A 14,679-nucleotide genomic window follows, 5' to 3' on the forward strand; every position below is an offset into this window, starting at 1 on the left:
CTGCCATCGGTCTCACTCTGCGCCTCTCTTGCCGTCAAGAACGGCTGAAGTAAGGCTCATCCTCGTCTTCCGCGCGCTTGAGCGCACCCTTCGATCCGGCAATGCGCGCCACCAGATCCGGCAGGCTGTCGATCTCGCTCCAGCGACCGCCATTGCCTTTCGGCAGATCGGCGGAGCCGGCAGGCAGGAGTGCCGCGGAAAATCCTAGCTTCTCGGCTTCCTTGATGCGCTGCGCAGTATGCGCAACCGGCCGGACGGCGCCCGACAGGCTGACTTCGCCGAAATAGACGCAATCGGCGGGAAGGGCAAGACCGGCCAGGGAGGAAACCAGTGCAGAGGCAACAGCAAGGTCGGCAGCCGGCTCGGAAATGCGGTAACCACCGGCAATATTGAGATAAACGTCGTGCTGGCCGAGGCGAACGCCGCAATGCGCTTCCAGCACGGCGAGAATCATCGACAGCCTTGCCGAATCCCAGCCGACGATGGCGCGCCGGGGCGTGCCGAGCGATGTCGGGGCGACCAGCGCCTGCACCTCGACCAGCACCGGCCGTGTGCCCTCGATGCCGGCGAAGACCGCGGCGCCAGGTGCTTTCTCGTTGCGCTCCCCGAGGAATAGCTCGGACGGATTGGCCACTTCGCGCAGGCCCTTGTCCGACATTTCGAAGACGCCGATCTCGTCGGTCGGGCCGAAGCGATTCTTCACCGTGCGCAGGATGCGATAGTGATGGCCGCGATCGCCCTCGAAATAGAGGACGGCGTCGACCATGTGCTCGACGACGCGCGGCCCGGCGATCTGGCCGTCCTTGGTGACATGGCCGACGAGCACCATGGCCGCACCCGTCTGCTTGGCGAAACGGATCATCGCCTGGACGCCGGTGCGTACCTGCGTCACCGTGCCAGGCGCGGATTCGGCAAGCTCGCTCCACAGCGTCTGGATGGAATCGATGATGACGAGGTCCGGCCGTTTGCCTTCGGCGAGCGTCGCCAGAATATCCTCGACATTGGTCTCGGCCGCGAGCAGGACGTCGGTGTCGGCGGCATGCAGGCGTTGCGCGCGCAGACGCACCTGCGCCACCGCCTCTTCGCCGGAGACGTAGACGATCTTGTGGCCGCGCCGGGAGAGTGCGGCCGCCGCCTGCATCAGCAGGGTCGACTTGCCGATGCCGGGATCACCGCCGACGAGGATCGCCGAACCGCGCACGAAACCGCCGCCGGTGGCGCGGTCGAGTTCGGAGATGCCGGTATGAATGCGCGGGGCTTCCTCGATCTCGCCGGACAGCGTCGTCAGCGTCACCGCGCGGCCCTTCTTCGGCACCTTCGCCGGTCCGCCGCCGATGCCGCCCATCGGGTCTTCCTCGACGATGGTGTTCCATTCGCCGCAGCCGTCGCATTTGCCGGCCCACCGGTTATGGACCGTGCCGCAGTTCTGGCAGATGAATTGTGTACGGGCTTTTGCCATCAGATGCTGTTCTCGATCTTCGGATTTTGCGCTCGTCGAAGCGAATCGCGTCCGGCCGTCAGATAATGTCTTTCGCGGCCTATCAAAACTAATGATTTCCGTATCAGTGATATTCGTGCCGGCCTTTATGCCGGCCTTTTTTGACGGAGGGTGATGGATCGCCCGCGATCACTGCGTGTTAGACGAGATTGGCCATTAGCGATCATTGTCGACTTCGAAATCGTCAGGGTTGATCGTCTGATGCCCATGAAAGATTCGCAGGACATACAGTGACGTTTCATCAACACGGAAATAGATGCACCGATCACGATACGGAAACGCCCGCAGACCGGGTGTGACCCAGTCGCGGGACACCCCGGAGTTCCCCGATTTGGCGAGCGATTTTATTTTGGTTTCAAGGGCATTCACCAGTCGCCTTGCCGCGACCGGATTCTTTTCCGCAATATAATCGTAGATGTCGATGAGGTCGTTGATGGCATCGGTGGAAAGCGAGAAACGCCTGCTTCGGATCACTTGCGCGCCAAGGCCTTCTTGACGATGTAATCGGTCAGATCGTCAGTCGAGGAAAAGCTGACATATTCTCCATTTTCGATCTGCCGATCGGCCTTATCGATCATGGCACGCAACTCGGCAAGCTTGGCTTGCTGGCTGCGTAGAAGTCTGAGACCAGCATGGAGAACGGCATCGGCGTCTTCATAATGGCCGGCCTTCACCTGTTCTTCGATAAAGGCTTTGTCGCCATCATTCAGATGAATAGTTGCCATGACAGTCTCCTTTGCCTCCATATAGCATCTGGCCGACCGGATTCCTATTCCCCGGTCTCCTCCGCGATATACCGCCGCTCGTGCCGCAGCCCCAGGCTGGTCAGCATTTCGTAGCCGATCGTGCCTGCCGCTCTCGCTGCCTCGTCGACTGGGATGTTGCTACCGAAAAGCTCGATATAGTCACCGGCGCGAACAAGGTTTTCCGGCAGATCGGTGACGTCGAAGATGGTGAGGTCCATGGTGATGCGGCCGGCGACGGGCACCTTGCGGCCGGCGATGAAGCCATGGCCGCCGGCGATGCCGGTCTGGCGCAGCGGCACGCCGTTGCTCGACAGGCTGCGCATATAGCCATCGGCATAGCCGGCGGAAACGATCGCCAGCCGGCTGTCGCGCGCAAGCTGGAGCGTCGCTCCATAGCCAACGGTTTCGCCAGCCTTGACGGAACGGGTCTGGATGATCCGGGCTTCGGCCGTCGCCACCGGGCGCATCGGATTGGCCATGCCGGACACGGCTTCCGCGCCATAGGTGGCGATGCCGGGGCGGGTGAGGTCGAAATGATAGTCCGGGCCGAGGAAAATGCCGGCGGAGTTGGCGAGGCTCGCCTCGATGCCCTCGAAGGCGGCGCTCACCTTGCGGAAGGCTTCGAGCTGCCGACGGTTCATCGGATTGGATGGATCGTCACCGCAGGCAAGATGGCTCATGACCAGTACCGGCGCGAAGCTTGCCGGACGGGAGACGTCGTCGGCGAGCGCCAGCGCATCCTCCATCGGCAGGCCGAGCCGGTTGAAGCCGGTATCGACCTGCAGCGCGCAGGGGTAGTCGCCATAGTCCGACAGCACCGACATCCAGAAGGTGAGCTGCTCTTCCGAAGCGATGACGGGCACCAGGTCGTTTTCGAAGAAGAGCCGCTCCATGCCGGGCCAGATGCCTGAGAGCACGAAGATGCGGGCGTCGGGCGCATAGAGCCGCAAGGTCGCGCCCTCTTCGGCGGTGGCCACGAAGAAATCGCGGGCGCCGGCGAGATAGAGCGCCTCGCCGACATCCTCGATCCCCAGCCCATAGGCATCCGCCTTGACGACGGCGGCGGTGCGGGCGCGCCCGGAGCGCCGGGCCATGTCGCGCCAGTTCTCGACAAGGGCGCCGAGATCGACCGTCAGCCGCAAGCCGGCAGAGGCAAAAGCGTCGTGGTCGTCGAAATCATCTGTCATGGAGCCGCCTGAACGAAAATGGCCGGAGGGAATATTGCTCCGGCCAGGATAGTGATCATCGACGCAAAGAGAAAGTGCTGCACTGCACATCCGTGCGGCAGGCAGCTCCCATCAATGCTCCTCATATTGCATGAAGGACGAATCGGCGAGATCGGCGAAGCGGGTGAATTCCGACTGGAAGGCGAGCTTCACCGTGCCTGTCGGTCCGTGACGCTGCTTGGCGATAATGACGTCGGCCGTCCCCTTCACCTTGTCGAACAGCGCTTCCCACTCTGCATATTTCGGATCAGCCGGATCGCGCGGTTCCTGGTTCTTGACGTAATATTCCTCGCGGAACACGAAGAGCACCACGTCGGCGTCCTGTTCGATCGAGCCGGATTCGCGCAGGTCCGAAAGCTGCGGCCGCTTGTCATCGCGGCTTTCGACGGCGCGCGAGAGCTGCGAGAGCGCGATGATCGGCACGTTCAGTTCCTTGCCGAGCGCCTTCAGGCCGGTGGTGATCTGGGTGATTTCCTGGACGCGATTCTCGTTCGACTTGCCCGAGCCGGTCATCAGCTGGACGTAGTCGACGACCAGAACGTCGAGGCCGCGCTGGCGCTTCAGGCGGCGCGCGCGTGCCGACAGCTGGGCGATGGAGATACCGCCGGTCTGGTCGATATAGAGCGGCACCTTCTGCATCATCATCGAGCAGGCGACGAGCTTTTCGAAATCGGCGTCGTTGATGTCGCCGCGGCGGATCTTCGACGAGGAGACTTCCGTCTGCTCGGAGATGATACGGGTGGCGAGCTGTTCGGACGACATTTCCAGCGAATAGAAGCCGACGACGCCGCCGTTCTTCGCCTTCATGGAGCCATCCGCCTGCACTTCGCCCTCATAGGCGGCGGCGATGTTGTAGGCGATGTTGGTGGCGAGCGACGTCTTGCCCATGCCGGGACGGCCGGCAAGCACAATCAAGTCGGAGCGCTGCAGGCCGCCCATCTTGCTGTCGAGCGAATGAATGCCGGTGGAAATGCCCGACAGGCCGCCATCGCGTTCCTTGGCGACCGCCGCCATGTCGATCGCCAGCGCCACGGCATCGTTGAAGGACTGGAAGCCGCCGTCGTATCGGCCGTTTTCGGCGAGTTCGAACAGCCGGCGCTCGGTATCCTCGATCTGCGTCTGCGGCGGCATGTCGAGCGGCGCGTCGAAGGCGATGTTGACCATATCCTCGCCGATGGTAATCAGCGCCCGGCGCAGGGCGAGGTCGTAGATGGCGCGGCCGTAGTCCTCGGCATTGATGATCGAGACGGCTTCGACGGCAAGGCGCGCAAGATATTGCGCCACGGTCATGTCGCCGACCTTGTCGTCGGCGGGCACGAAATTCTTGATGGTGACCGGATTGGCGGTCTTGCCCATGCGGATGATGTCGCCCGCGACCTCGAAGATCTTGCGATGCAGCGGCTCGTAGAGATGAATGGGCTTCAGGAAGTCGGAGACGCGGTAGTAGGCATCGTTGTTGACGAGGATGGCGCCGAGAAGGGCCTGCTCGGCCTCGATATTGTTCGGAGCCTCGCGATAATGCTGTTCGGCGGGAGCAATGGCGGCGACCTTGCGCGCGGCTTCGTTCATTTTCCGTCTCTTCGTCTTTTGGAGTATCAAATGCTTTGCGACGATATGGTGTCACGGTCAACCGCGGAAGAGCGCCGATGTGCCGCGCATGGCCAATTCGCCGGCGCTATTCACGTTGTTCCACTCATCCACAGGGACAGGTTTCGGTCAGCAAAAAAAGCTTTTGTCGCCACTTTGCAACGGAACCTCCGACATGCGAATCACATACGCAAAGCATTTATTGGGCATTCTAGCCTTCTCTGTCGCCGCTGACATCCGGCTGACGGGCGATCGCCCTTGAAAAGATGCAAGAACCCGGCTATTTCGTCGGGTTCGGGTAGGTTACTAATAGTATCAAAGTAGCGATAATGTCTGGAGCGCCGCCACGCCGTGAACTGTTCGACGAGCTTTCCGCCTTTAATCGGAAGCTGAGGGCGGCGTTCGACGCCCTGGTTCGCGAACATGGCATGACGCTGGCGCGGGCGCGGGTTTTCCACAAGCTTTCGCGCAGGGACGGCATCAACCAGCGGGAACTTGCCGACGAGCTGGAACTCGAGACGCCGACGCTGGTGCGCATCCTCGATGCCATGGAAGCACAGAATTTCATCGAGCGCCGGCCGGTTCCGTCGGACCGCCGCGCCAAGCAGATCTTCATGACGGAATCCGGAAAAGTCGTTGCCGCCGAAGTCGAGGCCCTTGCCAGCGGCGTGCGCGCGGATATCCTGCAGGGCATTCCGGACGAGGATGTCGGCATGGCCCTCAAGACCATCCGCGCCATGACCGCAAATCTGCAGAACGTGGGCAAGTCATGAGGTGACTGATGAGCGGTGAGCCTGGCCCGATCGCCAATGCGGACAACAGTGCCGCATCCGCCGCACCTCAGCCCATGCCGCGCTGGAAAGTGCCGCTCTATATCCTCGCTTCCGTCATGTTCTTCCTGACGCAAGGGCTCGGGCTCAATCTCGCCCTGGCCAACCTCACGCAGATCCAGGGTACGATCGCCGCAACGACCACCGAATCGGCGTGGCTGTCGGCTGCCTACATGGCGCCGAATGTCAGCCTCGCCATCGCGCTGGTGAAGATCCGCATGCAGTATGGCGTGCGCAATTTCGCCGAGGTCAGCATTATTGGCTTCGTGGCCGCCTCGTTGCTCAATCTCTTTGTTTCCGACCTGCATTCGGCCATCGTCGTCCGCTTCCTGAGCGGTATCGCCGCGGCACCGCTCTCGACGCTCGGCTTCCTCTATATGCTCGAAGCCTTCGAGCCGGCACGCAAGCTGACGATCGGCGTGAGCCTGGCGATGATGAATACGCTGCTGGCCGCGCCGATCACCCGCCTGGTCTCGCCGTCGCTTCTCGATTACGGCGAATGGCGCGGGCTCTATACGCTGGAAATGGGTCTGGCGCTGATGGTGATGCCGATCATCTACCTGTTGCCCTTGACGCCGCCGCCGCGCGTGAAGGTCATCGTTTTCGGCGATATCATCAGCTATCTGCTGGTCGCCATCGGCTTCGGCTGCCTGGCCATCGTGCTTTCGGTCGGGCGCCTTTACTGGTGGCTGGAAGTGCCCTGGCTCGGTGTGCTGCTGGCGGTGAGCATCGCCACGCTGACGCTTGCCGCCATCATCGAGCTGCGCCGGGCAACGCCGCTGATCGACGTGCGATGGCTACTCAGCCCGGCGATCCTGCATCTGACCGGCATCCTGCTGGTCTTCCGCATCATCGTCGGCGAGCAGAGCGCCGTCATCATGACCTTCTATCAGAATGCCGTCGGCCTGCTCTACGACCAGCTCTCGATGCTCTACTGGATCATCCTGGCCTTCTCGATCATCGGCGGTCTCGTCTGTACGGCGCTGATGAGCTATGGCCTGAGCTGGCAGATCCAGTTCGTGGCGCTTATCATGATGGGGGCGGGCGCCTTCATGGATGCGCAGGTCACCACCCTGACGCGGCCCGAGCAGATGTATCTGAGCCAGGCGCTGGTGGCGGCCGGCGCGGCTCTTTTCCTGCCGCCTTCCATGTCCGAAGGCTTCAAGGCGGCTTTTGCGAAGGGCACACCCTATCTGGTGACCTTTTTCGTCGTCTTCACGTTCACGCAAAGCATCGGCGGCCTGCTCGCCTCGGCCTTCTACGGTACGCTGATCACCATCCGCGAGAAATTCCATTCCGCCGTGCTGACCGAGCGTGTGCTGCTGACCGATCCGCATGTCGCTCAGCGCGCCAGCCAGCTCTCCGCGTCTTACGGCAAGGTGATCGGCGACAGCGCCCTGCTGAAGGGCGAGGGGCTGACGCTGCTCGGTGCGCAGGTCAGCCGTGAGGCGAATACGCTCGCTTATGGCGACGCCTTCCTGGTGGCGGGCGTGATCGCCATGCTGTCGCTCGCCGGATTGTCCCTGCACGTCCTTTTCCGCTTCATCAAGGCGCGGCTGGCCGACGACGGGCGGCAGGCGATGGCATCCAACCCCTGAGGATATGAAATAGCTCCATGTCGAGGCTCATTCGCTCTCCCATCGAAGTCATCGCGGTTCTGGCCGGCGTCGGCGGCGTCATGCTGGTGCTCTATGCCTGGCATCTGCCGCCCTTCAAAAGCTCGGTCGAGACGACCGACGATGCCTATGTGAAAGGCTACGTCACCACCATCAGCCCGCAGGTCAGCGGCTATATCACCGACGTGCCGATCAAGGACTACAAGCTCGTCAAGCAGGGTGACGTGCTGACCAGGATCGACGACCGCATCTATCGCCAGAAGGTGGCGCAGGCGCGGGCGACGCTGGACGGGCAGAAGGCGGCTCTGGCCAATTCGCAACAGCAGGAGCAGGCCGCCAAGGCCGGCATTGCCTCCAGCCAGGCCCAGATCGACAGCGCAAATGCCGCCCTGAAACGCGCCCAGCTCGCCGCGGAGCGCGTGACGACCCTGGTCGCCAAGGGCGTGTCGACCACCAGTGAATCCGAACAGGCGCAGGCAACGCTGCAACAGGCGCAGGCGGCACTCAATCAAGCGAAGGCCGCGCTTGACGTATCGCAGCAGAACCTGACGACGATCATCGTCAACCGCGCCTCGCTGGAGGCGGGCGTCAGCGGCGCGGAAGCGGCCGTGCAGCTCGCCGATATCGACCTGCAGAATGCGACGATCGTCGCCCCGCGCGACGGCCGTGTCGGTGAAGTGGGCGTGCGTCTCGGCCAATATGTGACGCCGGGAACGCAGCTCATGGGTCTGGTGCCGGACGATGTCTGGATCATTGCCAATTTCAAGGAGACCCAGCTCGACGGCATGAAGATCGATCAGCCCGCGACCATTTCGGTCGATGCCTTCGGTCACCGTGTGCTCAAGGGCCACATCCAGCGCTTTTCGCCGGCCGCCGGCTCGGAATTCGCCGTCATCCGGCCCGACAATGCGACCGGGAATTTCACCAAGGTCGCGCAGCGCATCGGCGTCAGGATCAAGATCGACAAGGATCAGCCGCTGGCAGCCGATCTGGCGCCGGGCATGTCGGTCGTCGTGTCCGTCGACAAGGACTCCAAGCCGGAGGTGGGCGTCAACGACGACTGATGCGATCTCCGCAAAGGGTGGGAGAAAGAGAAAAGCCCGGATCGCGAGATCCGGGCTTTCTCATAACCAGCGACTTTTTCTTTTGACGCAATTCCGGACGGAAAACCGCTCCGCACTTTTCCTGGAATTGCTTCAGGCTGGAAATTATGCGTCTTCGTCTTCGAGGTTGCCGTCGGCTTCCGGATCGAAGAAGTCTTCCGGACGCAGCGCGTCTTCGTCGACGCCGTAGATGGCGTCGGCGGAGGTGAGGGTTTCGCCCTTGGCCTGACGCTCAGCTTCTTCAGCGGAACGGGCAACGTTGAGCTCGACCGTGATTTCGACTTCGGCGTGGAGGCCGATTGCAACGTTGTGCAGGCCGATAGCCTTGATCGGCGTGTTCATGTGAACCTGGCTGCGGCCGATGTTGAAGCCTTCGGCTGCGAGGATTTCAACGACGTCGCGAGCAGCGACAGAGCCGTAGAGCTGGCCGGTTTCGCCAGCCGAGCGGACGACGATGAAGGACTTGCCGCCGAGAACGTCGGCAACCTTCTGGGCTTCGCTCTTGCGCTCGAGGTTGCGGGCTTCGAGCGTTGCGCGCTCGGCTTCGAAACGGGCCTTGTTGGCGGGGTTGGCGCGCAGCGCCTTGCCGAGCGGCAGCAGGTAGTTACGGGCAAAGCCGTCGCGAACCTTGACCACTTCGCCCATCTGGCCGAGCTTGGAGATGCGTTCGAGAAGAATGACTTCCATTGTATTGTTCCTTTCAGATGTTAGATTTTCGTGTCTGGTTGTTTCTGGATATCGGCATTCTTGTTTGGGGTGAGCGCGATCGCCTTTCGCGTATCGTAGAGCCCGAGAACAAGGATGATGAAGAATGGCACCGTCAGCATGAAGGACGTCAGGTAGCAGAGGATCAGCACCGGCAGGCGCCACTCCTTGCCGCGTGTGCGGTAATGCAGGGATGCGAAGCCGGAAGCGATGAAGCCGGCGCCGAAAGCACCGAGAACGGCGGCGCCGATCATGGCCGGAGCGCCGCCGAAGAACATGGCGACGATCCCCGCGAGAAAGACGAAGATCGCATTGCGGTTCATGCGCAGCGCCGACGGAATATCCTCCCGCGGGCGCAGGCTGCGGCTCGATGCCGCGACGATGCGGACGGCGATGTAATAGGCAGCCAGCAGCATCATGACCCAGATCACGCCCCAGACGAGGGGAATGGCGTAAAGCATCAACGACTTCATCTTCACGATCGCCGCCGGATCGAGCTGAAGGTCTGGCTGCTGCTGGTTCATGACGGTGGCATAGGCGTCGACCACCTGGCCGACGACATCGGCGCCATAGCCCATGATCGCGCCGACGATGACGATGATCGCGGCCGCGAGGCCGCAGAGATGCAGCATGATGTCCGAGAGCGGATACCAGGCCGTCAAATGCTCGGGGCCGCCGAGTTCGGAAGCCGGACGCGCGAGATTGGCAAGATGGCTGAGCCATGCCGGAATCAGCGTCAGCAGCAACGTAAAGAGCCCGAAGGACGGTGATTGCCCGACCGCGCCGACGATGCCGGCCGTAACGATGGCGGTGATGACCGCCATATTGCCCCAGCCGAGGCCGGCGATCAGGATCGGGAGAGCGGAAAGCGCGCCGAACAGGATGAACAGCAACGGCTGATTGGTCGCGCCATACACGAGTAGGGCGGCGGTCAGACCGGCAAGCGCGCCGATGGTCAGCACTTTGGTGTTCAACTGTTTCACGTCGCTGTCCTGCTTCGTATCGAGCAGTTAGAGGATGCCTTCGCCACGCGGGCCTGAAAGCCGTCCCCAACATGGGGTTTCAAGGTTCCGATCCGCGCCCATCGCGAAAGGGAGAAGGGAAGGCATGGCTGCCTTCCCTCAATTCATGCAGCGTCGGCTTGAATTAAGCGACGACGTAAGGCAGCAGGCCGAGGAAACGGGCGCGCTTGATCGCCTGGGCGAGTTCGCGCTGCTTCTTCTGGGAAACGGCCGTGATGCGGGACGGAACGATCTTGCCGCGCTCGGAAATGTAGCGCTGCAGGAGACGGACGTCCTTGTAGTCGATGCGCGGCGCATTGGCGCCCGAGAACGGGCAGGTCTTGCGGCGGCGATGGAACGGACGGCGGACCGGTGCGGAGGAAACTTCAGACATTCTCAGATCTCCTTATACGCGGTCTTCGCGCGGACGGCGCGGGCGGTCTTCGCGGTCACCACGATCCGGGCGCGGACCACGATCGCCGAAGCTGCGCTCCGGACGGTCGCCATCGCGGCGCGGACGGTCGTCACGGTCGCGCTTCTGCATCATGGCGGACGGGCCGTCTTCATGCTTTTCGACAGCGATCGTCATGTAACGCAGGACGTCTTCGCTGATGCGCATCTGGCGTTCCATTTCCTGGATCGCAGCGGCCGGAGCATCGATGTCCATCAGGGCGTAGTGAGCCTTGCGGTTCTTCTTGATGCGGTAGGTGAGGGACTTGAGGCCCCAGTTTTCGATACGCCCGACTTTACCGCCGTTAGCTTCGATAACACCCTTGTACTGTTCTACGAGGGCGTCGACCTGCTGAGCGGAAATATCCTGCCGGGCAAGGAATACATGTTCGTAAAGAGCCATGGATAGCTTTGCCTTTCTTGCGTTGGTCTGAACCCGGTATTCGGCGGCTAAGCCTCAACGACTGCTCCTGAGAGGGATGACCCCAAGCAAGAAAAGCGTTTCCGAGACGGTCGAGAGCGGAGACACGGGAGGCTGGAACGCTTCCGTTCCGAACGGCTCCCCTCGCGGAAAACCGGCCCTCCGTTCAGCCACCAGCCAGAAGACCGGGTTGCGAACAGGGCGGCTTATACGGATTTTTGCGCGAAAGGCAAGGGGCCGGGCGAAATTGCGATATCCGCCGGCACCAGCGCTGTCTCAAGAGGCCGGCGCCGTGATCTCGATCGTCTTTCCGTCCCGGAGCCTCTCGGAGACATACCAGCCGTCCCACTGGGAGAACTGTTCGAAGACCCTCTTATATCCCTTGCTCTCCAGCAGCTTCTGGATCGCCCGTTCCGTCTTCGGATTGTTCTCCACCGATATCAGGTCGAACTTACGGTCGAAGCTGTAGGCCGACAATATGTCGAGTTCGCTGCCCTCGGTATCGATGGACAGATAATCCACCAGGGACGGCGCCTGATATTTTTCCAGCAGATCGTCGAGCGATATGGTTTCCACCTGGATATGCTGTCCCCGGCTGCGGACGTCGGAGAAATGGTCGCCCTTGGAAAAATCGGCGATCGAGCTGAGTTCCGGGTCGGATTCGTCCGTCGTGATAAAGGTGACGGTGTCGTCGGATTTCGAGGAGACGCATTTGTGCTCGATGAAGGCCGTTCTGTTTGCCGCGAGGTCGGCATGCCAGACGGGATTGGGCTCGGCGAGAATGCCATTCCATCCGAATTTCTTCTCGAGCAGCCAAGTGTTGCTGTTCTTCAGCCCGTTCGTCGAGCCGAACTCCACGAAAAACCCGTTTCTCTTCTCGGAAAGCTCGAAGCAGACCCACAGATCCTGCATGATCTGCGCTTTCGACCAGTCTCGCCTGGATAAGCAATAGCTAATAAATCGAACGTCTTCGTTCAGGATGATATCCGATATTTCGGGCCTGTTGAGACGAATGGCGTTGAAGATCGCCTTTTGTATAGATTTATTATTTTGAAATTTGTTGGAGATGGACGCTATGCTGGAAAAAGCAATTCTCTTTGCGTCAAGCATGCTGCCGATCCCGGTGGAATTACAGTTATAGAGAGAATAGAATAACTGACCTCTCCAATCAATACTTGTATATGTTCCGGCGCATTATGGAATAGGGATATGGGGGCGCCTTGCCCGCGCGGAGCAAGGCGCTTTCGGCTGCTATCAAATCGGCAGCGGATAAAGCCGATGGACCGCCTCGATCTCGGCGATGGCTTCCTGCGGCAGCGTCACGTCGGCCGCGGCGATATCGGTTTCGAGCTGGGCGGCCGTGGTCGCGCCGATGATGACCGAGGTCATGAAGGGCTTGGTGAGGCAATAGGCGATCGCCAGCTTGGCCGGATCGAGGTGGTATTTGGCAGCGATCTCCAGATAGGCCTTCACCGGCGCTTCCTGCAGCGGCTGCAGCCTCCCGCCGAGATCCGCATTGATCGAGCCGCGCGAGCCGGCCGGGCGCGCGCCGCCGACATATTTGCCGGTGAGCAGGCCGGCGGCGAGCGGCGAATAGGCGAGCAGGCCGACATCTTCGTGATGCGACAGTTCGGCGAGATCGAGATCGAAATGCCGGTAGAGGAGGTTGTATTCGTTCTGCGTCGTGACGACGCGCGGCAGGCCCTTCTGTTCGGCAATCGTCAGATATTTCTGTATGCCCCAGGTGGTTTCGTTGGAAAGGCCGATGGCGCGGATCTTGCCGGCCTTCACCAGTTCGCCCATCGTCTCGAGGATGTCGGTGATGTTGGCGATGGTCTTTTCGCGGTCCTGGGTGAAAGGATTGTAACGCCAGTTCTGGCGGAAGTGGAAATGGCCGCGGTTCGGCCAATGCACCTGATAGAGATCGATATAGTCGGTCTTCAGCCGCTTCAGGCTGGCGTCGATCGCGGCGCGGATATTGGCGGCATCCGCCCCCTGTCCGCCGCGCAGATAGTCGCGGCCGGGACCGGCGACTTTGGTGGCGAGCACGACGTCCTTGCGCTTGCCGGTCTTTTCGAACCAGGTGCCGATATATTCCTCGGTGCGTCCTTGAGTCTCCGCGCCGACCGGCGTCGTCGGATACATTTCGGCGGTATCGAAGAAATTGACACCCTTGTGCAGGGCATAATCCATCTGCTCGTGCGCCTCGGCCTCGCTGTTCTGCGTCCCCCAGGTCATCGTGCCCAGGCAGATCTGCGAAACGGAAATGTCGGTGCGGCCTAAATTCTTATAGTTCATGGGAAAACCCTTGCCGGTAACGGGAAAATCTCTGTGGGAGGGATCGAGCAATTTAGGCGTGAATTGAGCGAGCGCAAGAAGAAAATCGTCTCATTTCGCAGGCGCAAAAGCCGGTGGCTATGGGCTTTGCGCTATTGACTCCACCGCAAACAATGTCAATGGGAAGCGAAACGACCCCCAAAGGGAGCATTCTATAATGACTGTAGCTTTCACATTTCCCGGCCAAGGCAGCCAGACCGTCGGCATGGGCAAGGACCTCGCCGACAATTTCGCCGAAGCGCGCGCCGTTTTCGAGGAAGTCGATGAAGCGCTCGGTGAAAAGCTGTCCGACGTCATCTTCAATGGTCCGGAAGACAAGCTGACGCTGACGGCCAATGCCCAGCCGGCACTGATGGCGGTGTCCATTGCCGTCATCCGTGTGCTTCAGGCGCGCGGTCTCGACCTGAAGAGCAAGGTCTCCTATGTCGCCGGCCACTCGCTCGGCGAATATTCGGCGCTCTGTGCCGCCGGCACCTTCTCGCTGGCCGATACGGCGCGGCTGTTGCGCATTCGTGGCAATGCCATGCAGGCGGCGGTTCCGGTCGGCGTCGGCGCCATGGCCGCGATCATCGGCCTCGAACATGCCGATGTCGTCGCGGTCTGCACGGAGGCGTCGGTCCTCGGCGCCTGCCAGATCGCCAACGACAATGGCGGCGGCCAGATCGTCATTTCCGGCGAGAAGGCGGCAGTCGAGAAGGCGGCCGAGCTTGCAACGGCCAAGGGCGCCAAGCGTGCCATCCTGTTGCCGGTCTCTGCTCCCTTCCATTCCGCCCTGATGGCGCCCGCCGCCGAGGCGATGCGCGCGGCCCTTGCCGATGTTGCGAAGTCCAATCCGGTCGTGCCGGTCATCGCCAATGTCCGCGCCGCGCCGGTGACCGACGCCGCGGAAATCGTGAAGCTGCTGGTGGAGCAGGTCACGGGCCAGGTGCGCTGGCGCGAGACGGTGGAATGGTTCGCCGCCCATGATGTGACGACATTGTATGAGATCGGCGCCGGCAAGGTGTTGACCGGGCTTGCCCGGCGTATCGACAAATCGGTGAACGGCATTGCGGTGAATACGGCCGCCGATATCGATGCCGCGCTCGTAAGCCTGCTCGGCTAGAGCATGATGCGGAAAGGCATGGAGCGGTTTTCCAGCGAAGAGCGGGTTCATGCAAGT

15 protein-coding genes are annotated in these 14,679 nt (G+C 61.4%); 4 read left to right on the top strand and 11 right to left on the bottom strand.

What is annotated here, in order from left to right; genetic code table 11:
• Positions 1 to 34: 34 nt before the first annotated feature.
• The 5 genes from radA to FHX11_RS09230 all read right to left on the bottom strand — a co-directional run bounded on the left by radA (position 35) and on the right by FHX11_RS09230 (position 5,039).
• Positions 35 to 1,459 (bottom strand): DNA repair protein RadA, encoded by a 1,425-nt coding sequence (radA, locus tag FHX11_RS09210; RefSeq protein WP_184357211.1) that lies wholly within the window; start codon positions 1,457 to 1,459, stop codon positions 35 to 37.
• A 195-nt stretch (positions 1,460 to 1,654) separates the two neighbouring features.
• Positions 1,655 to 1,972: a type II toxin-antitoxin system RelE/ParE family toxin gene (locus FHX11_RS29835; RefSeq protein ID WP_348649691.1), complete on the bottom strand. Its 318-nt coding sequence runs from the start codon at positions 1,970 to 1,972 to the stop codon at positions 1,655 to 1,657.
• The gene (locus FHX11_RS09220; protein WP_184357213.1) at positions 1,969 to 2,223 is read right to left on the bottom strand and encodes a type II toxin-antitoxin system ParD family antitoxin; all 255 of its coding nucleotides are present in this window, start codon (positions 2,221 to 2,223) and stop codon (positions 1,969 to 1,971) included. Before FHX11_RS09220 ends, FHX11_RS29835 begins: the two co-directional genes overlap by 4 nt.
• Before the next feature lie 44 nt (positions 2,224 to 2,267).
• The gene (gene alr, locus FHX11_RS09225) at positions 2,268 to 3,431 is read right to left on the bottom strand and encodes an alanine racemase (RefSeq protein ID WP_184357215.1); all 1,164 of its coding nucleotides are present in this window, start codon (positions 3,429 to 3,431) and stop codon (positions 2,268 to 2,270) included.
• A gap of 111 nt (positions 3,432 to 3,542) precedes the next feature.
• Positions 3,543 to 5,039, bottom strand: a complete 1,497-nt coding sequence (locus FHX11_RS09230) for a replicative DNA helicase (protein ID WP_184357217.1) — start codon at positions 5,037 to 5,039, stop codon at positions 3,543 to 3,545.
• Positions 5,040 to 5,386: 347 nt separating this feature from the next.
• Between FHX11_RS09230 and FHX11_RS09235 the strand changes: the two genes are divergently transcribed.
• The 3 genes from FHX11_RS09235 to FHX11_RS09245 are packed head-to-tail and all read left to right on the top strand — an operon-like array spanning position 5,387 to position 8,567.
• Positions 5,387 to 5,830, top strand: coding sequence for a MarR family transcriptional regulator (locus FHX11_RS09235; RefSeq protein ID WP_184357219.1), 444 nt, complete (start codon positions 5,387 to 5,389; stop codon positions 5,828 to 5,830).
• A gap of 8 nt (positions 5,831 to 5,838) precedes the next feature.
• Positions 5,839 to 7,485, top strand: a complete 1,647-nt coding sequence (locus tag FHX11_RS09240; RefSeq protein ID WP_184357220.1) for an MFS transporter — start codon at positions 5,839 to 5,841, stop codon at positions 7,483 to 7,485.
• 17 nt (positions 7,486 to 7,502) lie between these two features.
• Positions 7,503 to 8,567 carry an HlyD family secretion protein gene (locus FHX11_RS09245; protein ID WP_184357221.1) on the top strand — a complete coding sequence of 355 codons (1,065 nt, stop codon included), beginning with the start codon at positions 7,503 to 7,505 and terminating at the stop codon, positions 8,565 to 8,567.
• Positions 8,568 to 8,711: 144 nt separating this feature from the next.
• Here the strand turns inward: FHX11_RS09245 and rplI are convergent, their stop codons facing one another.
• From rplI to FHX11_RS09275, 6 genes are all read right to left on the bottom strand, one after another.
• On the bottom strand, positions 8,712 to 9,293 hold the full coding sequence (rplI, locus tag FHX11_RS09250) for a 50S ribosomal protein L9 (protein ID WP_184357222.1): 582 nt from the start codon (positions 9,291 to 9,293) through the stop codon (positions 8,712 to 8,714).
• Between the two features lie 20 nt (positions 9,294 to 9,313).
• Positions 9,314 to 10,294, bottom strand: a complete 981-nt coding sequence (locus FHX11_RS09255; RefSeq protein ID WP_184357223.1) for a DUF2232 domain-containing protein — start codon at positions 10,292 to 10,294, stop codon at positions 9,314 to 9,316.
• A gap of 163 nt (positions 10,295 to 10,457) precedes the next feature.
• A complete protein-coding gene (rpsR, locus tag FHX11_RS09260) occupies positions 10,458 to 10,706 on the bottom strand; it encodes a 30S ribosomal protein S18 (protein WP_004122103.1) in 249 nt (82 codons plus the stop codon).
• A gap of 12 nt (positions 10,707 to 10,718) precedes the next feature.
• Positions 10,719 to 11,165, bottom strand: coding sequence for a 30S ribosomal protein S6 (rpsF, locus tag FHX11_RS09265; RefSeq protein ID WP_112506918.1), 447 nt, complete (start codon positions 11,163 to 11,165; stop codon positions 10,719 to 10,721).
• 294 nt (positions 11,166 to 11,459) lie between these two features.
• Positions 11,460 to 12,095 (bottom strand): FkbM family methyltransferase, encoded by a 636-nt coding sequence (locus FHX11_RS09270; protein WP_246780929.1) that lies wholly within the window; start codon positions 12,093 to 12,095, stop codon positions 11,460 to 11,462.
• 342 nt (positions 12,096 to 12,437) lie between these two features.
• Positions 12,438 to 13,481, bottom strand: coding sequence for an aldo/keto reductase (locus FHX11_RS09275; protein WP_184357226.1), 1,044 nt, complete (start codon positions 13,479 to 13,481; stop codon positions 12,438 to 12,440).
• 196 nt (positions 13,482 to 13,677) lie between these two features.
• Between FHX11_RS09275 and fabD the strand changes: the two genes are divergently transcribed.
• On the top strand, positions 13,678 to 14,622 hold the full coding sequence (gene fabD, locus FHX11_RS09280) for an ACP S-malonyltransferase (RefSeq protein WP_184357228.1): 945 nt from the start codon (positions 13,678 to 13,680) through the stop codon (positions 14,620 to 14,622).
• Positions 14,623 to 14,679: the final 57 nt, after the last annotated feature.

The sequence above is a fragment of the Rhizobium sp. BK602 genome (assembly GCF_014195095.1).
Lineage (GTDB): Bacteria > Pseudomonadota > Alphaproteobacteria > Rhizobiales > Rhizobiaceae > Rhizobium.